This window comes from Pseudomonas sp. BNK-44-b (genome assembly GCF_047456245.1).
GTDB classification, from domain to species: domain Bacteria; phylum Pseudomonadota; class Gammaproteobacteria; order Pseudomonadales; family Pseudomonadaceae; genus Aquipseudomonas; species Aquipseudomonas machongensis.
On the sequence record NZ_CP179908.1, the window covers coordinates 3901215 to 3925059 of the forward strand.

The 23845-nt window shown below is 62.5% G+C and carries 21 protein-coding genes; 1 reads left to right on the plus strand and 20 read right to left on the minus strand.

Translation table 11 applies throughout. From position 1 onward, the window contains the following. Nucleotides 1-31 precede the first annotated feature (31 nt). The 5 genes from surE to ACMGGG_RS17990 form a co-directional block, all read right to left on the minus strand. Complete coding sequence (surE, locus tag ACMGGG_RS17970) at nucleotides 32-781, minus strand: 5'/3'-nucleotidase SurE (RefSeq protein WP_414154160.1); 750 nt, start codon at nucleotides 779-781, stop codon at nucleotides 32-34. After that, the gene (gene truD / locus ACMGGG_RS17975) at nucleotides 769-1827 is read right to left on the minus strand and encodes a tRNA pseudouridine(13) synthase TruD (protein ID WP_063545912.1); all 1059 of its coding nucleotides are present in this window, start codon (nucleotides 1825-1827) and stop codon (nucleotides 769-771) included. The genes surE and truD overlap by 13 nt, the downstream gene beginning before the upstream one ends. Further along, the gene (ispF, locus tag ACMGGG_RS17980) at nucleotides 1824-2297 is read right to left on the minus strand and encodes a 2-C-methyl-D-erythritol 2,4-cyclodiphosphate synthase (RefSeq protein WP_054891057.1); all 474 of its coding nucleotides are present in this window, start codon (nucleotides 2295-2297) and stop codon (nucleotides 1824-1826) included. Before ispF ends, truD begins: the two co-directional genes overlap by 4 nt. A 72-nt stretch (nucleotides 2298-2369) precedes the next feature. Next, on the minus strand, nucleotides 2370-3224 hold the full coding sequence (gene fghA / locus ACMGGG_RS17985) for an S-formylglutathione hydrolase (protein WP_414154161.1): 855 nt from the start codon (nucleotides 3222-3224) through the stop codon (nucleotides 2370-2372). 8 nt (nucleotides 3225-3232) lie between these two features. Continuing rightward, complete coding sequence (locus ACMGGG_RS17990; RefSeq protein ID WP_009686067.1) at nucleotides 3233-4345, minus strand: S-(hydroxymethyl)glutathione dehydrogenase/class III alcohol dehydrogenase; 1113 nt, start codon at nucleotides 4343-4345, stop codon at nucleotides 3233-3235. 106 nt (nucleotides 4346-4451) lie between these two features. Between ACMGGG_RS17990 and ACMGGG_RS17995 the strand changes: the two genes are divergently transcribed. Next, nucleotides 4452-5348: a LysR substrate-binding domain-containing protein gene (locus ACMGGG_RS17995; protein ID WP_054891059.1), complete on the plus strand. Its 897-nt coding sequence runs from the start codon at nucleotides 4452-4454 to the stop codon at nucleotides 5346-5348. A gap of 31 nt (nucleotides 5349-5379) precedes the next feature. Here the strand turns inward: ACMGGG_RS17995 and ispD are convergent, their stop codons facing one another. From ispD to bamA, 15 genes are all read right to left on the minus strand, one after another. Continuing rightward, nucleotides 5380-6087 carry a 2-C-methyl-D-erythritol 4-phosphate cytidylyltransferase gene (gene ispD, locus ACMGGG_RS18000; RefSeq protein ID WP_112899020.1) on the minus strand — a complete coding sequence of 236 codons (708 nt, stop codon included), beginning with the start codon at nucleotides 6085-6087 and terminating at the stop codon, nucleotides 5380-5382. Continuing rightward, nucleotides 6084-6365 (minus strand): cell division protein FtsB, encoded by a 282-nt coding sequence (gene ftsB, locus ACMGGG_RS18005; protein WP_054891061.1) that lies wholly within the window; start codon nucleotides 6363-6365, stop codon nucleotides 6084-6086. Before ftsB ends, ispD begins: the two co-directional genes overlap by 4 nt. A 156-nt stretch (nucleotides 6366-6521) precedes the next feature. Then, a complete protein-coding gene (gene eno, locus ACMGGG_RS18010) occupies nucleotides 6522-7811 on the minus strand; it encodes a phosphopyruvate hydratase (RefSeq protein WP_054891062.1) in 1290 nt (429 codons plus the stop codon). A 153-nt stretch (nucleotides 7812-7964) separates the two neighbouring features. After that, the gene (kdsA, locus tag ACMGGG_RS18015) at nucleotides 7965-8810 is read right to left on the minus strand and encodes a 3-deoxy-8-phosphooctulonate synthase (protein ID WP_054891063.1); all 846 of its coding nucleotides are present in this window, start codon (nucleotides 8808-8810) and stop codon (nucleotides 7965-7967) included. Nucleotides 8811-8813: 3 nt separating this feature from the next. Then, the gene (locus ACMGGG_RS18020) at nucleotides 8814-10442 is read right to left on the minus strand and encodes a CTP synthase (protein WP_414155894.1); all 1629 of its coding nucleotides are present in this window, start codon (nucleotides 10440-10442) and stop codon (nucleotides 8814-8816) included. Between the two features lie 269 nt (nucleotides 10443-10711). Next, nucleotides 10712-12007 carry a tRNA lysidine(34) synthetase TilS gene (gene tilS, locus ACMGGG_RS18025; RefSeq protein ID WP_414154162.1) on the minus strand — a complete coding sequence of 432 codons (1296 nt, stop codon included), beginning with the start codon at nucleotides 12005-12007 and terminating at the stop codon, nucleotides 10712-10714. Nucleotides 12008-12112: 105 nt separating this feature from the next. Then, on the minus strand, nucleotides 12113-13060 hold the full coding sequence (gene accA / locus ACMGGG_RS18030; RefSeq protein ID WP_054891066.1) for an acetyl-CoA carboxylase carboxyl transferase subunit alpha: 948 nt from the start codon (nucleotides 13058-13060) through the stop codon (nucleotides 12113-12115). 105 nt (nucleotides 13061-13165) lie between these two features. Further along, the gene (dnaE, locus tag ACMGGG_RS18035; protein ID WP_414154163.1) at nucleotides 13166-16690 is read right to left on the minus strand and encodes a DNA polymerase III subunit alpha; all 3525 of its coding nucleotides are present in this window, start codon (nucleotides 16688-16690) and stop codon (nucleotides 13166-13168) included. 90 nt (nucleotides 16691-16780) lie between these two features. Further along, nucleotides 16781-17404 (minus strand): ribonuclease HII, encoded by a 624-nt coding sequence (gene rnhB / locus ACMGGG_RS18040; RefSeq protein ID WP_063545917.1) that lies wholly within the window; start codon nucleotides 17402-17404, stop codon nucleotides 16781-16783. Nucleotide 17405: 1 nt separating this feature from the next. Continuing rightward, nucleotides 17406-18533, minus strand: coding sequence for a lipid-A-disaccharide synthase (lpxB, locus tag ACMGGG_RS18045; protein WP_054891069.1), 1128 nt, complete (start codon nucleotides 18531-18533; stop codon nucleotides 17406-17408). Nucleotide 18534: 1 nt separating this feature from the next. Further along, nucleotides 18535-19311, minus strand: a complete 777-nt coding sequence (gene lpxA, locus ACMGGG_RS18050) for an acyl-ACP--UDP-N-acetylglucosamine O-acyltransferase (protein ID WP_054891070.1) — start codon at nucleotides 19309-19311, stop codon at nucleotides 18535-18537. Next, entirely contained in the window at nucleotides 19308-19748 is a 441-nt protein-coding gene (fabZ, locus tag ACMGGG_RS18055) for a 3-hydroxyacyl-ACP dehydratase FabZ (protein WP_054891071.1), read from the minus strand. The genes lpxA and fabZ overlap by 4 nt, the downstream gene beginning before the upstream one ends. A 113-nt stretch (nucleotides 19749-19861) precedes the next feature. Next, nucleotides 19862-20917, minus strand: coding sequence for a UDP-3-O-(3-hydroxymyristoyl)glucosamine N-acyltransferase (gene lpxD / locus ACMGGG_RS18060; protein WP_323452797.1), 1056 nt, complete (start codon nucleotides 20915-20917; stop codon nucleotides 19862-19864). Nucleotide 20918: 1 nt separating this feature from the next. Next, nucleotides 20919-21422, minus strand: coding sequence for an OmpH family outer membrane protein (locus ACMGGG_RS18065; protein ID WP_054891073.1), 504 nt, complete (start codon nucleotides 21420-21422; stop codon nucleotides 20919-20921). 44 nt (nucleotides 21423-21466) lie between these two features. Then, nucleotides 21467-23815, minus strand: a complete 2349-nt coding sequence (gene bamA / locus ACMGGG_RS18070; RefSeq protein WP_054891074.1) for an outer membrane protein assembly factor BamA — start codon at nucleotides 23813-23815, stop codon at nucleotides 21467-21469. Nucleotides 23816-23845 lie beyond the last annotated feature (30 nt).

Consider the following 23845-nt stretch of genomic DNA (forward strand, 5'->3'; position numbering starts at 1 on the left):
CCACGGCGCTGCAGATCATCCTGTTCGCGCATCAAAGCAGCCCCTCCAGCCAGCCATCGAGGCGCTCGAAGGCATCGTTGAAGGTGCGATCCAGTTGCAGCGGCGTGATCGATACGTAGCCTTGCATCACTGCATGGAAGTCAGTGCCCGGGCCGCCGTCCTCGGCGTCACCGGCCACGGCGATCCAGTACCCTTCCTTGCCACGCGGATTGACGACCTTGGTCGGTGCGGCCGCACGTGCCCGATGCCCCAGACGGGTGAGGCGTATCCCGCGGATATGCTCCAGCGGCAGGTTGGGGATGTTGACGTTGAGCACGGTACGCGCCGGCAGTTCCAGGCGCGACTGCGCCTCGACCAGGCGCCGGGCGATATGGGCGGCGGTGGGCAGGTTGTCCGGCAGGCGCGACAGCAACGAGAACGCCAGCGAAGTGCCGCCGAGAAAGCGGCCCTCCAATGCAGCGGCGACCGTGCCGGAGTACAGCACGTCGTCGCCCAAGTTGGCGCCCAGGTTGATACCGGAGACGACCATGTCTGGCGTTTCCGGCAAAAGGCCATTGAGCCCCAGGTGCACGCAATCTGTAGGCGTGCCGTTGAGGCTGATGAAACCGTTGGCCAACACCTGTGGGTGCAGTGGCCGGTCGAGCGTCAGCGAACTGCTGGCGCCGCTTTTGTCTTGATCCGGGGCGATCACCACGCACTCGGCATAGTCCTGCAGCGCACCGTGAAGCGCAGCGAGGCCGGGGGTGGTAACACCGTCGTCGTTGGAAATCAGAATACGCATGGGCTTTCCGTCTGCCCTGCCGGCACCAGATCCACAAGTTCGCGCACCACCACGGTGGCGAAGCATCCGGCCGGAAGGACGAATTCCAGTTGCAGGATATCAGGCTCGGGATAATGCCACGTCAGCCGCCCAATAGGGAGCCGCAGGATGCGCCGTTCGTGATCCAGTCCAGCCCTGCCCAGCCATTTGCAGAGTGCCGGATGGCGCTCACCGACTGCCGTTTCCAGCGCCGCGGTCCCGCCCGCGCTTGACGGAAGACCCGCGCCCCACAGGGGTCCGGTGGGATGAAGGTCGAGAATTGCCAGCCGAGGATCGGAGCATTCCTGCTCGCCAGCCGGAAAAAAGCTACGGCTATCCGTGAAGGCCAGAAGATCGCCAACCTGCGCCTGGTTCCAGCTTCCGTCCGCCACTCGCGCCGCCAGAACCTGATTGAACAGGTAGCTGCGTCCCGCAGACAGCAGCCGCGAACGCACATTGCGCTGCTCCGGCAGCGCCTCTCGAGACGCCCAGTCGAGTGCATCGTGGACATTTCCGCCGGCATGACCGAAGCGCTGGGTACCGAAATAGTTCGGTACGCCTTGCACCTTGAGCTGTTCCAGACGTGCATCCAGCGCCTGGTGATCGGCGCTCAGCGCCGTCAGTCGCAGGGTGAAACCATTGGCCGAGTGCGCGCCGCGCTGGAGTTTGCGCTGGTGACGCACCTGTTTGAGCACGCGCAGGCTGTCGTCTTCGGCACGGGACAGGTCAGGATCGGCCTTGCCCGGCAGATGCAGACTGAACCACTGCCGGGTCAACGCCTGACGGTCCTTCAGGCCGGCATAACTGATGGCACGAACCGGCACACCGGCCGCGCGCGCCAGGCGTCGGGCCGCTTCCTCGGTGTTCAGGTCGCGCTTCTCGACCCACAGCCACAGGTGCTCGCCTTGACCGGACAGTGGGATGTCGAGCACTTCATCGACCTGAAAATCATCGGCGACCGCCTTGAGCACGGCGCGGCCAAGGGCCTCGCCGCTGGCGCGCGGGCCCAGCAGTTCCAGTTCGGTCATGCTGGCAGCAACAGGGCGACCGCATGCACGGCGATGCCCTCCTCACGGCCAGTGAAGCCGAGCTTTTCCTCGGTGGTCGCCTTGACGTTGACCTGGTCGAGCTCGACCTGCAGGTCCTCGGCGATGAAGCGGCGCATGGTGTCGATGTGCGGCGCCATCTTCGGCGCCTGGGCGACGATGGTGGCGTCGACGTTGCCCACCTTCCAGCCCTTGGCCTGCACGACGGCCACCACATGACGCAGCAGCACGCGGCTGTCAGCACCCTTGAACTGTGGGTCGGTGTCAGGAAAATGCTTGCCGATGTCACCCAGCGCTGCAGCGCCAAGCAAGGCATCGCTCAGGGCGTGCAGCAGCACATCACCATCGGAATGGGCCAGCAGGCCGTATTTGTGGGGAATACGCACCCCGCCCAAGGTAATGAAATCACCGTCAGCAAAACGGTGCACATCGTAGCCGTGGCCAATACGCATAGAAAAACGCCCTGATTGAGTCAGGGCGTGATTCTACCTGCTTTGGCCGCTATTGGGGCCGCTGCTGCATCACTACACCCGCCCCAGTGCGACGGCGTGATGACGCAGGTGCTCATCGATGAAGCTGGCGATGAAGTAGTAGCTATGGTCATACCCCGGCTGCAGCCTCAGGGTCAGTTCATGCCCTCCTTTGCGCGCCGCCTGCTCCAACGCTGCTGGCTTGAGCTGGTTGTCGAGGAAGTCATCGCGATCGCCCTGGTCGACCAGCAACGGCGGACACTGGCCAGCCGGGGTTTCGGTCAGCAGCACGCTGGCATCCCATTCACGCCAGCGCGCGCGGTCTTCACCCAGGTAGCGCGAGAAGGCTTTTTCGCCCCACGGGCAATCCATCGGGTTGCTGATCGGCGAGAACGCCGACACTGATCGGTAGCGCCCCGGGTTGCGCAGGGCGCAGACCAGCGCCCCATGCCCGCCCATCGAATGACCACTGATACTGCGCTGATCGGACGCAGGGAAATGCGCCTCGATCAACGCCGGCAGCTCCTGGACCACGTAATCGTGCATGCGGTAATGCTGGGCCCAGGGCTGCTGGGTGGCATTGAGGTAGAAGCCGGCGCCGAGCCCGAAATCCCAGGCCCCCTCCGGATCGCCGGGCACCTGCTCGCCACGCGGGCTGGTGTCGGGCGCAACGATGATCAGGCCTAGCTCGGCGGCCAGGCGCTGAGCGCCGGCCTTCTGCATGAAATTTTCGTCGGTGCAGGTAAGGCCACTGAGCCAGTACAGCACCGGCAGTTTCTCGCCCTGCTCGGCCTGCGGTGGCAGGTAGACGGCGAACACCATGTCGCAGCCCAGCACCTTGGAGTGATGCTTGTAGCGCTTGTGCCAGCCGCCGAAGCTCTTCTGGCAGGAGATGTTGTCCAGGCTCATGGCTGACCTCAGAAGTGGATCACGCTGCGGATGCTTTTGCCTTCATGCATCAGGTCGAAGGCCTTGTTGATGTCCTCCAGCCCCATGGTGTGGGTGATGAAGGTGTCCAGCGGAATCTCGCCCTTCTCGGACATTTCCACGTAACTTGGCAACTCGCTGCGCCCACGCACGCCGCCGAATGCCGAACCACGCCATACCCGGCCGGTAACCAACTGGAATGGACGGGTGGCGATTTCCTGGCCCGCGCCGGCCACACCGATGATCACCGACTCGCCCCAGCCCTTGTGGCAGCACTCGAGCGCCGCACGCATCAGTTGGACATTGCCGATGCATTCGAAGGAGAAGTCCACGCCGCCGTCGGTGAGGTCGACGATCACTTCCTGGATCGGACGATCGTAGTCCTTCGGATTGATGCAGTCGGTGGCACCCAGCTGGCGGGCGATCTCGAACTTGGCCGGGTTGATGTCGATGGCGATGATGCGCGAGGCCTTGGCCTTCACCGCACCGATCACCGCCGACAGACCAATGCCGCCCAGGCCGAAAATGGCCACGGTGTCACCCGGCTTGACCTTGGCGGTGTTGAGTACCGCACCGATACCGGTGGTCACGCCGCAACCGAGCAGGCAGACCTTCTCCAGCGGCGCTTCCTTCTGGATCTTGGCCACGGAGATCTCCGGCAGAACGGTGTACTCGGAGAAGGTCGAGGTGCCCATGTAGTGGAACAGCTGCTGCCCTTTGTAGCTGAAGCGGGTGGTGCCATCAGGCATCAGGCCCTTGCCCTGGGTGGCGCGGATGGCCTGGCACAGGTTGGTCTTGCCCGACAGGCAGAATTTGCACTTGCCACATTCCGGGGTGTACAGCGGGATCACGTGGTCACCAACGGCCAGCGACGTGACACCCTCACCCACCGCTTCGACGATTGCCCCGCCCTCGTGGCCGAGGATCGACGGGAAGATACCTTCCGGATCCGCGCCGGAGAGTGTGTAGGCATCGGTATGGCAGACACCGCTGGCGACCACGCGCAGCAGTACCTCGCCCGCCTTGGGCATGGCCACGTCCACTTCGACGATTTCCAGGGGTTTCTTGGCCTCGAAGGCAACAGCGGCGCGGGACTTGATCATGAAGGGCTCCAAGCTAGGTATCGGTTCAGGTCATCAGTGTAATTCATGCTCTTTTGATGAATAATCCGAGCAAATGCAAAACATTATTGCCACGCAGGGATAATCAATGAGCAGTCGCTGGGAAGGAATCGACGAGTTCGTCGCGGTCGCCGAGTCGGGCCAGTTCACCGCGGCCGCCGAACGACTGGGGGTTTCTTCATCGCATATCAGCCGACAGATCGCTCGCCTGGAAGAACGCCTGCAAACCCGCCTGCTGTACCGCAGCACCCGGCGCGTGACCCTGAGTGAGGCCGGGCAGACGTTTCTGCAACACTGCCAGCGTTTGCAGGATGGCCGCGAAGAAGCGCTGCGCGCGATGGGGGACCTGGCCAGCGAACCCAAAGGTTTGCTGCGCATGACCTGCGCGGTGGCCTACGGCGAGCGTTTCATCGTGCCACTGGTGACTCGTTTCATGGCGCTGTATCCCCAGTTGCGCGTCGAGGTGGAGCTGAGCAACCGCACCCTGGACCTGCTGCACGAGGGCATGGACCTGGCTATTCGCCTGGGACGCCTACAGGATTCACGCCTGGTGGCCACGCGCCTCGCACCGCGGCGCATGTACCTGTGTGCATCGCCAGCGTATCTGGAGCGTTACGGCCGACCGCACAGCCTGTCGGAACTGGCGCGGCACAATTGCCTGGTGGGCAGTTCGGATCTGTGGGTGCTGCAGCAGGATGGCCGTGAAATCAGCCAACGGGTCCAAGGCAACTGGCGCTGCAACAGCGGCCAGGCGGTACTCGACGCGGCGCTGCAGGGAATGGGGTTGTGTCAGTTACCGGATTACTACGTGCTCGAGCATCTGCATGCCGGGGCACTGGTGTCGCTGCTGGAGGCGCACCAACCGCCGAACACTGCGGTGTGGGCGCTGTATCCGCAACAGCGGCACCTGTCACCCAAGGTACGGCGGTTGGTCGACTATCTGAAGGACGGGTTGGCAGGATTGCCGGAGTATCAGCCAGGCTGAGCCCGCAAAGAAGCGGGCACAGGCTAAAGCCTCAGCGCCGCCCAGCCCAGCGCTGACGCAACCACTCCAAATCTTCCGGACGGGTCACCTTGATGTTGTCACTACGCCCTTCGATCAGCCGCGGCGCATGCCCGGCCCACTCAATGGCGGAGGATTCATCGGTCACTGCCACATCCGCCACCAGGCACTCGGCCAGCGCCCGGTGCAGCATGCCAAGCCTGAACATCTGCGGCGTGTAGGCCTGCCATATGGTGGTGCGGTCCACCGTGGCGCTGACCCGGCCACTCGCGTCGGCACGCTTGAGGGTATCGCGCGCAGGCACCGCCAGCAGCCCGCCCACCGGATCATCGGCCAGCTCCGACAGCAGCTTGTCCAGATCGCTGCGCGCCAGGTTCGGCCGCGCAGCATCGTGCACCAGCACCCAGTCATCGTCGGCCGCCCCTTGGGCGTGCAACAGCAACAGGGCATTCAATACCGAATCGGCACGCTCGCGCCCACCCGCTGCGCGCTGAATGCGCCTATCGTTCGCACAGCGCAAGCCAGGCCAGTAGGGATCTTCTTCGGCAACGCTGACCACCACCCCCTTGAGCGTGGGATGGTCGAGAAAACAGTCGAGGCTATGCTCGAGGATGGTCTGCCGGCCCAGTTGCAGATACTGCTTGGGGCGGTCGGCAGCCATGCGGGCACCAATGCCCGCGGCAGGAATCACGGCCCAGAAGGCCGGCAGTTCATGGATCATTTCTGTGGCAACTGGTAGAGGGTTTCGCCCTCCTTGACCATCCCCAGTTCATGACGAGCCCGTTCTTCCACGGTCTCCATACCTTTCTTCAACTCCAGCACTTCAGCGTCGAGCACGCGATTGCGTTCCAGCAGCCGTTCGTTTTCGGCATGCTGGTCGGCGATCTGCTGTTGCAGCTCGGCCACTTGCGCCAGGCTGCCATTACCGACCCAGAGGCGATATTGCAGGCCTCCGAGCAACAACAGCAGGACGAGGAACAACCAATAGGGACTGCGCATGAAGATATCCAGGGTAAAAGGCCGCCGCAGCGAGCTTCCGATAGCACGAAGCCTGGCCGAGGCCAGGCTTCGTCGACAGAAACCCGTTTGAAGGCGCTGAACGCTCAGTGAGAACGCTCAGACAGCCCCGGCTGCTGCCTTTTTACCATCTCTTGCTCAGCCGCGAAACTCGGCACGGCCACGGTAGACGGCCTTGGCGCCCAGTTGCTCTTCGATACGCAGCAATTGGTTGTACTTCGAGACGCGGTCGGAGCGGCACAGCGAACCGGTCTTGATCTGGCCTGCAGCAGTACCGACAGCCAGGTCGGCGATGGTCGAGTCTTCGGTTTCACCGGAACGGTGCGAGATCACCGCGGTGTAGCCAGCGGCCTTGGCCATCTGGATGGCTTCCAGGGTTTCGGTCAGCGAGCCGATCTGGTTGAACTTGATCAGGATCGAGTTACCGATGCCCTTCTCGATGCCTTCTTTCAGAATCTTGGTGTTGGTCACGAACAGGTCGTCGCCGACCAGTTGCACCTTGGCACCGATCTTGTCGGTCAGGATCTTCCAGCCAGCCCAGTCGGACTCGTCCAGGCCGTCTTCGATCGAGATGATCGGGAAGCGCTCGGTCAGGCCTTTCAGGTAGTCGGCGAAACCTTCGGCGTCGAACGACTTGCCTTCACCAGACAGGTTGTACTTGCCGTCTTCGTAGAACTCCGAAGCGGCGCAGTCCAGGGCCAGGGTGACGTCGGTGCCCAGCTTGTAGCCGGCCTTCTCGACTGCTTCGGCGATGGCCGCCAGGGCGTCTTCGTTGGAGGCCAGGTTCGGGGCAAAGCCACCTTCGTCACCCACGGCAGTGTTCAGGCCACGGGCCTTGAGGACAGCCTTGAGGTGGTGGAAGATTTCGGTGCCCATGCGCAGGCCGTCGGAGAAGGTCTTGGCGCCGACCGGCTGAACCATGAACTCCTGGATGTCGACGTTGTTGTCGGCGTGCTCGCCGCCGTTGATGATGTTCATCATCGGCACCGGCATCGAGTACTGGCCAGGGGTGCCGTTGAGGTTGGCGATGTGTGCGTACAGCGGCAGGTCCTGGTCCTGTGCAGCAGCCTTGGCAGCGGCCAGGGACACGGCGAGGATGGCGTTGGCGCCCAGCTTGGCCTTGTTCTCGGTACCGTCCAGTTCGATCATGGCGCGGTCGAGTGCTTTCTGGTCGGAAGGATCCTTGCCCAGCAGCAGGTCACGGATCGGACCGTTGATGTTGCCGACAGCCTTCAGCACGCCCTTGCCCAGGTAACGGCTCTTGTCGCCATCACGCAGCTCCAGCGCTTCGCGCGAGCCAGTGGAAGCACCAGACGGCGCGCAAGCGCTGCCGATGATGCCGTTGTCGAGCAGCACATCGGCTTCCACGGTGGGGTTGCCACGCGAATCGAGAACTTCACGACCTTTGATGTCGACGATCTTTGCCATTGTTGTAAGCACTCCAGAATTGACGAAAACAACGCAGCTTTGGGAATTCTTGCCGTTCACCAGGCGACATGGCACGGGCAGGCCTGGCGAAGGGAGCCCCTGACCGGCAGGCCAGGGGGTGGAACGGGCGGTACTTTACCCGAGAAACGAGCTTTACGCGGTCTCTACCGTCGGAAAACTTTTCACCAGGTCGTCCAGTTGCTTGAGCTGCGCCAGGAATGGCTCCAGCTTGTCCAGGCGCAGGGCGCATGGGCCATCGCACTTGGCGTTGTCCGGATCCGGGTGAGCTTCGAGGAACAGGCCGGCCAGGCCCTGGCTCATGCCCGCCTTGGCCAGGTCGGTGACCTGGGCACGGCGACCGCCGGCGGAGTCGGCACGACCACCCGGCGTCTGCAGCGAGTGGGTGACATCGAAGAACACCGGGTACTCGAACTGCTTCATGATGCCGAAGCCGAGCATGTCGACCACCAGGTTGTTGTAGCCGAAGCTCGAACCGCGCTCGCAGAGGATGAGCTGGTCGTTACCGGCCTCGACGCACTTGGCGAGGATGTGCTTCATCTCGTGCGGGGCGAGGAACTGGGCCTTCTTGATGTTGATCACCGCGCCGGTCTTGGCCATGGCCACTACCAGGTCGGTCTGGCGCGAGAGAAACGCCGGCAGCTGGATGATGTCGCAGACCTTGGCCACCGGTTCGCACTGGTAGGGTTCGTGCACATCGGTGATCACCGGCACGTTGAAGGTGCGCTTGATCTCCTCGAAGATCTTCAGCCCCTCTTCCATGCCCGGACCACGGTACGAGGCCACCGACGAACGGTTGGCCTTGTCGAAGCTGGCCTTGAACACGTACGGGATGCCGAGCTTTTCGGTCACCCGCACGTACTCTTCGCAGACCTTCAGGGCCAGATCACGGGACTCCAGGACGTTCATGCCGCCGAACAGGACGAACGGCTTGTCGTTGGCGATCTCGATGTTACCGACGCGAATGATCTTCTGGGTCATGGATCAGGCCTTGTTCTTCTGTGCCAGGGCTGCCTTGACGAAGCCGCTGAACAGCGGGTGACCGTCACGAGGCGTGGAGGTGAACTCCGGGTGGAACTGGCAGGCGACGAACCATGGGTGATCCTTCGACTCGACCACTTCGACCAGCGCGCCATCTTCGGAACGACCGGAAACCACCAGGCCGGCGTTGATCAGTTGCGGCAGCAGGTTGTTGTTCACTTCGTAGCGGTGACGGTGACGCTCGGTGATCACGTCGCTGCCGTAGCAGTCGTGGACCTTGGAACCGGCGATCAGCTGGCAGTCCTGCGCGCCCAGGCGCATGGTGCCGCCCAGGTCGGACGCTTCGGTACGGGTTTCGACGGCGCCGGTGGCATCGGCCCACTCGGTGATCAGGCCGACGACCGGGTGCGCGCCGTTGCGATCGAACTCGGTGGAGTTGGCGTCTTTCCAGCCCACCACGTTACGGGCGAATTCGATGACCGCGACCTGCATGCCCAGGCAGATGCCCAGGTACGGAACCTTGTTCTCACGGGCGAACTGCACGGCCTTGATCTTGCCTTCCACGCCACGCAGACCGAAGCCGCCTGGCACCAGGATGGCGTCTGCGCCTTCGAGCAGGCCGGTGCCCTGGTTCTCGATGTCTTCGGAATCGATGTAGCGCAGGTTGACCTTGGTGCGGTTGGTGATGCCGGCGTGGCTCATCGCTTCGATCAGCGACTTGTACGCATCCAGCAGCTCCATGTACTTGCCGACCATGGCGATGGTGACTTCATGCTCGGGATTGAGCTTGGCGTCGACGACCTTGTCCCACTCGGACAGGTCGGCGCCATTGCACTGCAGGCCGAAACGCTCGACGACGAAGTCGTCCAGGCCCTGCGCGTGCAGCACGCCCGGAATCTTGTAGATGGTGTCGACATCTTCCAGCGAAATCACCGCACGCTCTTCGACGTTGGTGAACAGGGCGATCTTGCGGCGCGAAGAGGCATCGACCGGGTGGTCGGAGCGGCAGATCAGCACGTCAGGCTGCAGGCCGATGGAGCGCAGCTCCTTGACCGAGTGCTGAGTAGGCTTGGTCTTGGTTTCGCCGGCGGTGGCGATGTACGGCACCAGCGTCAGGTGCATCAGCATGGCGCGCTTGGAGCCCACTTCGACACGCAACTGACGGATGGCTTCGAGGAATGGCTGCGACTCGATGTCGCCCACGGTGCCGCCGATCTCGACCAGGGCCACATCGGCATCGCCGGCGCCCTTGATGATGCGACGCTTGATTTCGTCGGTGATGTGCGGGATGACCTGGATGGTCGCGCCCAGATAGTCACCACGGCGTTCCTTGCGCAGCACGTGCTCGTAGATACGGCCGGTGGTGAAGTTGTTGTTCTGGGTCATCGTGGTGCGGATGAACCGCTCGTAGTGCCCCAGGTCGAGGTCGGTCTCGGCACCGTCGTGGGTGACGAACACTTCACCGTGCTGGAACGGGCTCATGGTACCCGGATCGACGTTGATGTACGGGTCCAGCTTGAGCATGGTGACCTTGAGCCCCCGCGCTTCCAGGATGGCCGCCAGGGAAGCCGAGGCAATGCCTTTCCCCAATGAAGAAACAACACCGCCCGTGACGAATATGTAGCGCGTCATGAAAAACCCTAGAAGTCTGCGTTAAGGCGGCCAGCGCCGCCGGAGAAAGCGAAGGAAGGCCGAAGCCCCCGATCACCTGCGTCAATCACAGTGCATCTCGAACAACTGCCGCGTCTGTACAGACCGGGGGTATCCCCAGTGTGGAGCTCGCTCGTCATTTTAAGAATCAGCCCAGCAAAAAACTGCTTGGTAATCGGCAACTCCTGTGTTTTCGCGGAACCCACAGAAGCTGTATCAAGAAGGGAGGGTAGTCTACCGGAATGTACCCTTCAGCTCAAACCTTGCACGTTCGTCGGCGGCTGCCACTGCAGTTGCCAGTCGGTCTGCCCCTGCTCCGGCAGGTTGGCCACCGCCAGCAGGCGCTCGCCCTGCCAAAGCAGTGGCAGGCGATGACGCACGAAGTGCGGCACGCGGTGCTCGTTGAGCAGGCGCTTCAGGTCGCGGTGGCCGCGCCCTGGAATATCGAGGACTTCGCCGCCCTGGCGATAGGTGACATGCAGGCCAGACCCAGGAATGACACCCACCAGCTGCAAGCTGCCATTGCCGGGTAACGAGAGCGGCTGGCTCGGATCCGGCCAAGCCACCCCGCCCTGCGGCGCTTGCAGCCAATCGCCGCTCAACCACCACAGCCGTCCATGGCTGCGCTGCAGCTCGCCATCGGTCAGGCGCCAGAGCGGCTGGGCGTCAGCTGCCGCATCACGCAGGTTGTCCCAGCCGGCCCAATGGCGGCTATCGGGCAGACGTGTACGACTGCTCAGCCAGTACTGCAAGGCGTTACGCTGGCGCGCTGGCGAGAGCGCCGCCAGCACTGCCATGTCCAGCGAGTCCAGGCATTGCCAAGGCGCCACTGCTCCGGCACTTGCGGCATCGATGTCGGAGGCGGCGAGTTCGTCCAGCAGCGCCAGGGCCTCGCCCAGGTGCGCGGTACTGCGTGCCAGGCTCTGGCTCGCTTGCGGCCAGCGCTGGCGTAGCAGCGGGAACACTTCGGCGCGCAGGAAATTGCGGGCGAAGCGGCTATCGGTGTTGGACGGGTCTTCGATCCATCTCAGCCCCGATGCCTGGGCATATCGCTGCAACTGATCCCGCGCCAGATCAAGCAACGGCCTGACCAACTGCCCCTGCCCCAGCGGACGGGAAGCAGGCATCGCCGCCAGGCCGCGCAGACCGGCACCACGCAACAGGCGAAACAGCAGGGTCTCTGCCTGGTCTTCGCGGTGCTGGCCGGTGAACAGCACTTCGTCGGGGCCCAGAAGCGCTGTGAACGCGTCGTATCGCGCGGTGCGGGCGGCTTGCTCGAGACTGGCGACAGGCTCGACCTGGACATGGATCACGCGCAGTTCGACACCCAGCGCATCACAGACCTGCTGACAATGTGCAGGCCAAGCGTCAGCAGCCGCTTGCAGACCGTGATGAATATGTACGGCACGCAATGGCGGTGCTTCATGATCGCGAGCGTAGTCGACGAGCAGGTTTAGAAGGACGGTGGAGTCGAGGCCGCCGGAGAAGGCGACGTGCCAGGCGGGGGCGTTGAGCCAGGGAGAGAGGGATTGGGTGAGGTCGTGCATGGTTGCCTCACTGAGGACCGCATCGCGGGGCAAGCCCGCTCCCACAGAAAACGCACGAGTGGGAGACGGCTTGCCTGCGAATGGGGCGCCAGGCGCCCCTGCCAATCAGAGACCGTAGCTCATCAGGCGATCGTAGCGACGCTTGAGCAGGGTATCGTTGTCGAGCTTGCCCAGCATGTCGAGCTGCTCGAGCAGGTCGGCACGGATGCTGGCGGACATCTTGGCCGGATCGCGGTGAGCGCCGCCCAGTGGCTCGCCGATCACCTTGTCGACGATGTTCAGGCTCTTCAAGCGCTCAGCGGTGATGCCCATTGCTTCGGCAGCGTCCGGCGCCTTGTCGGAGGTCTTCCACAGGATCGAGGCGCAACCTTCCGGCGAGATCACCGAGTAGGTGGAGTATTGCAGCATGTTCAGCTGGTCGCACACGCCGATAGCCAGTGCGCCGCCCGAACCACCTTCACCGATCACGGTGGCGATGATCGGGGTTTTCAGGCGCGCCATGACGCGCAGGTTCCAGGCGATGGCCTCGCTCTGGTTACGCTCTTCGGCGTCGATACCTGGATAGGCACCCGGGGTGTCGATGAAGGTCAGGATCGGCATCTTGAAGCGCTCGGCCATCTCCATCAGGCGGCAGGCCTTGCGGTAGCCTTCAGGACGCGGCATGCCGAAGTTACGGCGGACCTTCTCACGCACTTCGCGGCCCTTCTGGTGACCGATGACCATCACCGGCTTGCCGTCCAGGCGCGCGGTACCGCCAACGATCGCGGCGTCGTCGGAGAAGTGACGGTCGCCGTGCAGCTCTTCGAACTCGGTGAAGATGTGGTCGATGTAGTCCAGGGTGTACGGACGACGCGGGTGGCGTGCCAGGCGGGCAATCTGCCAGCTGGTCAGGTTGCCGAAGATGCTTTCGGTCAGGGTGCTGCTCTTGTCTTGCAGACGGGCAATTTCATCGCTGATGTTCAGCGAGTTGTCGTTACCGACCAGGCGCAGCTCTTCGATCTTGGCTTGCAGGTCGGCAATCGGCTGTTCGAAATCGAGAAAATTCGGGTTCATAGGCATCCGTCTTGGGTCTACGGCCAGGCGGCCGGCCGGTTGATCCGTTTGGCGCCATACCTTACGGGATCTGGCGCATTCAGGTCGAGATTAAAATTCGTCGTTTCAACGGTATTGCAGGAAGACGTTCTCACGTCCGAACTGGTCACGCAGCGCCTGAATCAGGCCATCGGCGGGGTCGATCGACCACTCGTCGCCGAACTGCAGCATGGCCTTGGCATCGCTGCCGGTGTACTCGAGCGTGATCGGGCAACCGCCGCGATGACGGGTGATCAGCTCGCCCAGCCAGGCCAGGCGATCGCCCTTGAGCGCTTCGTGGGCGATCTTCAGGCGCAGGCTTTCGGCCAGTTTGGTGCGGGCATCTTCCATGGTCATCACCTGCTTGACGCGCAGGCGCAGGCCGCCGGAGAAGTCGTCGTTGCTGACCTCGCCTTCGACCACCACCATGGCGTCGGTCTGCAGCAGCGCCTGGGCCGCCATGAAGGCATCGGCGAACAACGAAGCCTCGATGCGACCGGAGCGGTCGTCGAGGGTGACGAAGCCCATCTTGTCACCCTTCTTGTTCTTCATCACCCGCAGGGCAATGATCATCCCAGCGATGGTCTGGGTCTCGCGCGAAGGCTTGAGGTCGACGATGCGCTGACGAGCGAAACGGCGGATCTCGGTTTCGTACTCATCGATCGGATGACCGGTGAGATACAACCCGAGGGTGTCCTTTTCGCCTTTCAGCCGCTCCTTGAGCGTGAGCTCGCGGACCTTGCGGTGGTTGGCATAGACATCGGAGTCTTCCTCGACGAACAGCCCACCGAACAGGTCGATATGCCCGCTGTCAGCGGTGCGGGCGGTCTGCTCGGCCGACTTGATCGCCTCCTCGAGCGCCGACAGCAGCACCGCGCGGTTGCGGTCGATGTTGGCCTGATAGGCCTTGATCTCGTCATGGAAGTGCGGGCCCAGGCGATCGAGCGCACCGCTGCGGATCAGCGCATCGAGGGTACGCTTGTTGATGCGCTTGAGGTCGACGCGCTCGCAGAAGTCGAACAGGTCCTTGAACGGTCCACCTTCGGCGCGCGCCTCGACGATCGCCTCCACCGGGCCTTCACCCACACCCTTGATCGCACCCAGGCCGTAGACGATACGACCGTCGTTGTTGACGGTGAACTTGAAGTCAGAGAAGTTCACGTCCGGCGCGTCGAGGCGCAACTTCATGCTGCGCACTTCCTCGACCAGCACCACCACCTTGTCGGTGTTGTGCATATCCGCCGACAACACCGCAGCCATGAACGGCGCCGGGTAGTGGGTCTTGAGCCAGGCGGTCTGGTACGAGACCAGGCCATAGGCCGCGGAGTGAGACTTGTTGAAGCCGTAACCTGCGAATTTCTCTACCAGATCAAAGATGTTACCGGCCAGGTCCGCGTCGATGTTGTTGGCCACGCAGCCTTCGATGAAACCGCCGCGTTGCTTGGCCATTTCCTCGGGCTTCTTCTTGCCCATCGCCCGGCGCAGCATGTCGGCGCCACCCAGGGTGTAGCCGGCCATCACCTGGGCGATCTGCATCACCTGTTCCTGGTACAGGATGATGCCGTAGGTGGGGGCCAGTACCGGCTTGAGGCCTTCGTACTGGTAATCGGAGTGCGGGTAGGCCAGCTCAGCGCGGCCGTGCTTGCGATTGATGAAGTCATCCACCATGCCCGACTGCAGCGGGCCGGGACGGAACAAGGCCACCAGTGCGATGAGGTCTTCCAGGCAGTCAGGCTTGAGCTTCTTGATCAGCTCTTTCATGCCGCGCGATTCAAGCTGGAACACCGCCGTGGTCTCGGCCTTCTGCAACAGCTCGTAGGTCTTGCGGTCGTCCAGCGGGATGAAGTCGATGTTGACGTCGGGCAGGTTTTTCTTTTTCTGCTCGCGGTTGATGATCTCCATCGCCCACTTGATGATCGTGAGTGTCCGCAGGCCGAGGAAGTCGAACTTCACCAGGCCCGCAGCCTCGACGTCGTCCTTGTCGAACTGGGTCACCAGGCCGCCGCCCTCTTCGTCACAGGCGATCGGCGAGAAATCGGTGAGTTTGGTCGGCGCGATCACCACGCCACCGGCGTGCTTGCCGGTACCGCGAGTGACCCCCTCGAGCTTGAGGGCCATGTCCCAGATCTCGCGAGCGTCTTCGTCGCCCTTGAGGAAGTCGCGCAGGATCTCTTCCTGCTCGTAGGCCTTCTCCAGGGTCATGCCCACTTCGAACGGGATCATCTTCGACAGGCGATCGGCCAGGCCGTAGGACTTGCCCTGCACACGCGCCACGTCACGCACCACGGCCTTCGCGGCCATGGTGCCGAAGGTGATGATCTGGCTCACCGCATTGCGCCCGTAGGCCTCGGCCACGTAGTCGATCACCCGGTCGCGACCATCCATGCAGAAGTCGACGTCGAAGTCGGGCATGGAAATACGTTCAGGGTTGAGGAAGCGCTCGAACAGCAGGTCGTAGGCCAGCGGGTCGAGGTCGGTGATCTTCAGTACGTAGGCCACCAGCGAGCCAGCACCCGAACCCCGCCCCGGGCCCACCGGCACGTCGTTGTTCTTGGCCCACTTGATGAAGTCCATAACGATCAGGAAGTAACCGGGGAAGCCCATCTGGATGATGATATCCAGCTCGAACTTCAGGCGGTCCAGGTAGACCTGGCGCTTCTCTTCGTAATTGGGGGTGGTCTCTTTCGGCCAGAGCACGGCCAGACGCTCTTCCAGGCCCTCGTAGGAGACGTGGCGCAGGTAGTCGTCGATGCCCATGCCGTTGGGCGTCGGGAAGTCGGGAAGGAAGTACTTGCCCAACTGCACCGTGATGTTGCAGCGCTTGGCGATCTCGACGGTGTTGGCGATGGCGTCCGGCAGGTCGCTGAACAGCTCGGCCATCTCCTCGGCCGTCTTGAGGTATTGCTGGTCGCTGTAGGCGCGTGGGCGCCGCGGGTCGTCCAGGGTCCAGCCCTCGCCGATGCAGACGCGGGTCTCGTGGGCATCGAAGTCGGACTGTTTGATGAAGCGCACATCGTTGGTCGCCACCAACGGCGCGCCGACCTTGTCGGCGAGCGCAACGGCAGCATGCAGATATTCTTCGTCGCCCGCCCGGTTGGTGCGCTGCACTTCCACATAGAAGCGCTCCGGCAGCATCTGCATCCAGTCGCGCAACAGGGCCTCGGCCTCGTCGGTACGACCGGAGAGCAGTGCCATGCCGATATCGCCCTCACGCGCGGCGGACAGGCCGATCAAGCCCTCGCTGGCGGGCGCGATCCATTCGCGCTGGATGATCACCAGGCCGTTGCGCTGGCCGTCGGTCCAGCCCTTGGAGATCAGCTCGGTCAGGTTGCGATAGCCTTGGGGATTCATCGCCAGGAAGCAGATACGCGACAGCGGTGCCTCCGGATCGGCACCGGCCAGCCACAGGTCGGCGCCGCAGATCGGTTTGATCCCTGCGCCCATGGCGGTCTTGTAGAACTTCACCAGCGAGCACATGTTGCTCTGGTCGGTGATCGCCACGGCCGGCATGTTCATTCCAGCCAGGGCCTTGGCCAACGGCTTGATCCGCACCAGGCCGTCGACCAGGGAGAACTCGGAGTGCACGCGGAGGTGAACGAAGGAGACCGACATTGAAGATCCTGTGGCAATGCTGAACGACAAGGGCGGGATTGTAGCGTAATTAGCCAGAATGTTTTGGGGCCGCATAGCGGCCCCGACAGATCAGATCAGCGTGCTGGAAAGCCCTTCACGGACCTCCCACGCCGCCCTCACCGGTGCGAACGAACGCCGATGGATGGGGGTAGGCCCCAGTCGCGCCAGGGCTTCGAGGTGCAAAGGTGTCGGGTAGCCCTTGTGCCCGCCGATGCCGTAGCCCGGATAGATCAGCTCGAAGGCGCTCATCTCGCGGTCACGCGTGACCTTCGCCAGGATCGACGCGGCAGCGATGGCCGGCACCTGGGAATCGCCCTTGACCACCGGCGCTGCTGGCACCGACAGTTTCGGGCAGCGGTTGCCATCGATCAACGCCAGTTTCGGCGTGACGCTCAACCCTTCCACCGCACGCTGCATGGCCAGCATGGTGGCCTGCAGGATGTTCAGCTGGTCGATCTCGAGGACCGTGGCACGAGCGACACAGAAGGCCAGTGCCTTTTCGCAGATTTCGTCGAACAGCAACTCGCGACGCGCCTCGGTAAGCTTCTTCGAGTCGTTCAGACCCAGGATCGGCCGCTGCGGATCAAGGATCACCGCTGCAGTGACCACGTCACCGCACAGTGGGCCACGCCCGACTTCGTCGACACCCGCGACCAGGTCTTCGACCAGGTTGAAATCAAGTCCCATCTGCATGTCATCGATCCTTCAACAATGCCAGCACCGCGTCGGCAGCCTGGTTCGAGGCGTCGCGGCGCAGGGTGCGGTGAATCTGATCGAAGCTATCGGTCTGCTCGCTACCGTCTGCCACCAAGGGAGCCAGCGTGGTTGCCAGCGCTTCGGGCGTTGCGGCGTCCTGCAGCAACTCGGGGACCAGCAAACGCCGGGCCAGCAGGTTTGGCAGCGACACGTAGGGGCTCTTGACCATGCGCTTGAGAATCCAGAAGGTCAGCGGCGCAAGACGATAGGCGACAACCATCGGGCGCTTGTACAACAAGGCTTCGAGGGTTGCAGTGCCTGAAGCGATCAGCACCGCGTCACAGGCGGCCAGTGCCTGGTGCGACTGACCGTCGAGCAGGGTCAACGGCAGTTCGCGCCCCTGCAGCATCTGCTCGAGCTGCGCACGACGCGCCGGACTGGCACAAGGCGAAACGAAACGCACACCGGGTACCAGCGCCTGCAAGCGCTTGGCAGTATCGAGGAACAACTCGCCAAGGCGCCCCACTTCGCCGCCGCGACTGCCCGGCATCAAGGCTACCAGCGGGCCGTCGCCCAATCCCAGCGAAGCACGTGCCCCAGCACGATCGGCCTCCAGCGGGATAGTGTCAGCCAACGGGTGGCCGACGAAGCGGACCGGTACACCCTTTTCTTCGTAGAATTTCGCTTCGAAGGGCAACAGCGTCAGCATCAGGTCGCAGCCTTCGCGGATCTTCAGCACCCGCTTCTGCCGCCAGGCCCAGACCGACGGGCTGACGTAATGCACGGTCTTGATCCCGGCCTGACGCAACTTCAATTCGATGTTGAGGGTGAAATCCGGGGCGTCGATGCCGATGAACACGTCGGGCTTCTCGGCGATCAGTGTCTGGATCAGGTCCTTGCGCCGCTTGAGCAATTCACGCAGGCGCCCAAGCACCTCGACCAGCCCCATCACCGCCAGGCGCTCCATGGGGAAGTACGACTGCATGCCCTCGGCTTCCATCAACGGACCACCGACGCCAATGAAGCGAACATCGGGATGGCGCGCCTTGAGCGCGCGCATCAGGCCGGAACCGAGGATATCGCCGCTGGCCTCACCGGCGACCAGCGCTACGCAAAGCGACGCCATGTCAGCGGGTGATGCCGCGGGCAGAATTGAGGATCGACTGGCGGAACAGTTCGACCTCCGGGTGCTGCCCGGCCAGTTCGTCCAGTTCCTTGATCGCCTCTTCCACGGTCAACCCCTGGCGATAGACGATCTTGTAGGCACGGCGCAAGTCATGAATGACCTCATCGCTGAAACCGCGACGGCGCATACCTTCGAAGTTCATGCTGCGCGCCTCGGCCGGACTGCCGAACACCGTGACGAACGCCGGAACATCTTTGCCGATCGCCGTGCCCATGCCAGAGAACGCGTGAGCGCCGATATGGCAGTACTGGTGCACCAGGGTATAGCCGGACAGGATCGCCCAGTCGCCCACATGCACATGACCGGCCAGCGCAGTATTGTTGACCAGGATGCAATGGTTGCCGATCACGCTGTCATGACCGATATGGGCATAGGCCATGATCAGGTTGTGATCGCCGAGCGTGGTTTCCGAACGGTCCTGCACAGTGCCGCGATGAATGGTGACACCTTCGCGGATCACGTTGTGATCGCCGATCACCAGGCGCGTCGGCTCACCCTTGTACTTGAGGTCAGGTGTGTCTTCGCCGATGGAGCTGAACTGATAAATGCGGTTGTGCCTGCCAATCCGGGTAGGCCCCTTGAGCACTACATGCGGACCGATGACGGTGCCCTCCCCGATTTCGACATCGGGGCCTACGATCGACCAAGGGCCGACCTCGACGCCGTCAGCCAGCCTGGCCGACGGATCGATGATCGCCCGCGGATCAATCGAACTCATAGGGAGCGTTCCGCGCAGGTGATCTCGGCCGAGCAGACGGCCTTGCCGTCGACCAGAGCACGGCACTCGAACTTCCAGATCATGCTCTTGCGGCTGAGGAACTTGGCCTCCAGCACGAGCTGGTCACCCGGCAGCACTGGCTGGCGGAAACGCAGCTTGTCGGAGCCGACGAAGTAGTAAAGAGTGCCATCGGCAGGCTTCGCATCGAGCATCTTGAAGCCGAGAATCCCGGCCGCCTGGGCCATCGCCTCGATGATCAGCACGCCCGGCATGATAGGGTGCGCCGGGAAATGGCCGTTGAAGAACGGCTCGTTGATGCTGACATTCTTGTAGGCACGAATGCTCTGGGCCTCGAAGTCCAGCTCCGTGACCCGGTCCACCAGCAGGAACGGGTAACGGTGAGGCAGGTATTCGCGAATCTCGTTGATGTCCATCATTTCGGGGGGAAGCCTGTAATAAGAATAGGGAGCGCAGGTGCTGACCACACGCTCCTTTTGCAGTCCAAAGAGGAGCCAGCTAGCGACTGTTCACTCTTGCTCAGGAAATGGTATCAGCCTTCTGATGCCGGCTGGCCACCTGAGGTCACGGTCTCGACGCGTTTTTCCAGTTGCTGCAGACGCTTGGACATCTCGTCGAGCTGACGTATACGTGCTGCGCTCTTGCGCCAATCGGCCAACGGCTGCATGGCAGTACCGGAAGAATAGCCGCCCGGCTCGGTGATCGAGCGGGTGACCATGGTCATGCCGGAGACGAAGACGTTGTCGCAAACATCAATATGACCGACCATGCCGACGCCACCCGCGATCATGCAGTGCTTGCCGATGCGCGTGCTGCCGGAAATCCCGACGCAAGCCGCCATCGCGGTATGGTCGCCGATCTGCACGTTGTGGGCGATCTGAATCTGGTTGTCGAGCTTGACGCCATTGCCGATTCGCGTGTCCGAGAGCGCGCCTCGGTCCACAGCCGTGTTGACACCGATTTCCACATCGTCACCGAGCGTCACGCCGCCGATCTGGGCAATCTTCTGCCACACACCTTTTTCGTTGGCGAAACCGAAGCCTTCACCACCGATCACCGCACCCGACTGAATGACGACACGCTTGCCGATCGTGACATCGTGGTACAGCGTCACACGCGGGGCAAGCCAGCCACCTTCGCCGATGATGCAGCGGGCACCGACAAAGCAATGCGCGCCAACGGTCACGTTCGCACCGATGCGCGCACCGCTTTCGATGACCGCGAACGGCCCGATGCTGGCGCTGGCATCCACCTGCGCATCGTCGGCTACCACGGCGCTGGGATGAACTCCCGCCACAGCCTTGGGCTTTGGATCGAACAGGTGAGAAATACGGGCGTAGGCCAGGTAGGGATCAGGGACGATCAGCGCATTGCCGGTGAAGCCTTCGGCATCCTCGGCCTTGATCAGTACCGCTGCCGCCTGGCTGTCATCCAGGAATTTGCGGTATTGACGATTGGCGAGGAAGCTCAGCTGCCCCGGACCGGCTTCCTGCAAGGTGGCCAGTCCGGTGATTTCAAGCGACTCGGGGCCACTGAGCGTGGCCCCGAGGGTCTCGGCCAACTGACCGAGCGTCATGGTTACGGTCATATCAACGCGCTTGGTTCATGCGCTCGATGACCTGGCGGGTGATGTCATACTGAGGCTTGACATCGATTACCGCACCACGCTCGAGCACCAGGTCGAAACCACCTTTCTTGATGACTTCCTCGACGGCACCGTCGAGCTTGGGCTTGAGCTGCTTGAGCATATCGCGGTCAGCAACGGCCTTCGCTTCGTTCAGTTCCTTGGACTGGAACTGGAAGTCACGGGCTTTTTGCTTGAACTCGAGCTCCAGGCGCTCACGCTCCTGCTGCTGCATCTTGTCGCCACCCTTGATCAGTCGATCCTGGATGCCCTTGGCGCTGCTTTCCAGAGTCTTCAGCTGGTTCAGTTGAGGACCGAACTTCTTCTCGGCATCGACAGCGTACTTCTTGGCGGCGTCGGATTCGAGCAGCGCCATCTGGTAGTTCAGAACGGCAATCTTCATTTCGGCGAAAGCCGGGGTGGCGACCAGCGCCGCGGCCACTACGGCCAGTTGAGTCAACTTACGCACGATGCACTCCTGGATAAACCGTTGTCGTTAAGCAAGGGCCAAGCTTAGAAAGTCTGGCCCAGAGAGAATTGGAACACCTGGGTGTCGGCGTCGTCCGGCTTCTTGATCGGCATCGCCAGGCTGAAGCTCAACGGGCCCAGCGCGGTAATCCAGGTCACGCCCAGGCCGACGGAGCTGGCCATGTCGGAGAAACCGACCTTCGCGCAGTCAGGCTTGGAACCGCAGTTGGTGTCGAACACGTTACCCACATCCCAGAAGACCGAGGTACGCAGCGAACGCTGGTCCTTGACGAACGGCAGCGGGAACAACAGCTCGACACCGCCCTGTACGAGAACGTTACCACCGAACGGCAGCGGGTCCTGGTCCGGGTCACGAATGGTACCCGGATTGGTACCCTGGCTCGGGGTACTGCGCGGACCCAGGCTGCTGTCCTTGAAGCCGCGGACAGAGTTGAAGCCACCCGCATAATAGTTCTCGTAGAACGGCAGGCCCGAGGTACCGCCGAAACCATCACCATAGCCCAACTCAGTGTGCAGGCGCAGGGTGTAGTCGTTGCTCAGTGGCTTGAACAGCTGGCCGCGGTAGTCGAGCTTGTAGAACGACAGGTCACTGCCCGGTACGGTGGTTTCCAGGGTCAGGCTTTGCGAGTGACCACGGGTTGCCAGCACGCCCTTGTTCAGGGTCGATTCGGACCAGCCGATCGACGCCTTGAAGTTCAGGAAGTTGTCGCCTTCCTGGTCGAGGAACTTGAAGATCTCGTCGACGGTGTAGCGACCGGTCTTGATCTTGTCCTGCTGTACCGTCAGGCCGTAGGTCAGGCGCGAGGTCTCGCTGATCGGGTAGCCCAGGCTGACACCGGCACCGAGGCTGTCTACCGCATAGCTCGCCACGTCGACGTCGAGGTCGTCGTAGTTGGTGCTGCGGTAGAAGGCGTTGTAGCCCAGGCTCACGCCGTCGGCAGTGAAGTAGGGGTCAACGAAGCCAAAGTTGTAGCGGGTCTGGTATTCGCTTCGGGTCAGGCCGATGGACACCTTGTTACCAGTACCCAGGAAGTTGCTCTGGCTGATCGAACCACCCAGGATCAGGCCCGCGCTCTGGGCGAAGCCGACGCTGGCGGTGATCGAACCGGAAGCCTGCTCCTCGACCGCATAGTTGACGTCGACCTGGTCGTCGGTGCCTGGCACCGGCGGCGTCTCGACGTTGACTTCCTTGAAGAAGCCCAGGCGCTCGAGGCGGGTCTTGGACTGGTCGATGAGATAAGTGGATGCCCACCCACCCTCCATCTGACGCATCTCGCGACGCAGCACCTCGTCTTCGGTCTTGGTGTTGCCGCGATAGTTGATGCGGTTGACGTAGGCACGCTTGCCCGGATCGACGACGAACATGATGTCGACGGTGTGATCCTGGTCGTTCGGTTGCGGCACGCCGTTGACGTTGGCGAAGGTATAGCCTTCGTTACCCAGTCGACGGGTGATCAGGTCGGAGGTGGTAGTCATCACCTTGCGCGAGAAGACCTGGCCAGGTTGTACCAGCAGCAGCGACTTGACCTGGTCTTCCGGCACTTTCAGGTCACCGGAAAGCTTCACGTCACGGACGGTGTACTTCTCGCCTTCGTTGACGTTGACGGTGATGTAGACGTGCTTCTTGTCCGGGGTGATCGATACCTGGGTGGACGCGATGTCCATGTTGATGTAGCCGCGGTCCAGGTAGTAGGAACGCAGGCGCTCCAGGTCACCGGAGAGCTTTTCACGGGCGTACTTGTCGTCGTTCTTGAAGAACGACAGCCAGTTGGTGGTTTTCAGTTCGAAGAGCTGGGAGAGGTCTTCGTCGCTGAACACGGTGTTGCCCACCACGTTGATGTGCTGGATCGCCGCGACGGTGCCTTCGTTGATCTTGATCTTCAGGCCGACACGGTTGCGTGGCTGCGGCACGACCTCGGCATCGACCTCGGCCGAATAGCGGCCCTGGGCCACGTACTGGCGCTGCAGTTCGTTACGCACGCCCTCGAGCGTGGCACGCTGGAAGATCTCGCCCTCGGCCAGGCCGGACTGCTTCAGGCCTTTCATCAGGTCTTCGGTACTAATCGCCTTGTTGCCCTCGATCTCGATGCTCGACACCGATGGGCGCTCGACCACGTTGATGATCAGGACATTGCCGTCGCGATCCAGCTGGATGTCCTGGAAGAAACCGGTCTTGAACAGCGAGCGAGTCGACTCCACCAGGCGGCGGTCATCGACCTGGTCGCCTACGTTCAACGGCAACGCGCCGAACACGCTGCCGGCGGAAACCCGCTGCAGGCCGTTGACACGAATATCGGAGATGGTGAAGGACTCGGCGTGAACTTCAGCGATCATCAGTGCGGAGAGGACCGCAGTTAGCAGCAGACGTTTCATGAAGTCCTTTTATTCCAACTGGCAATAAAC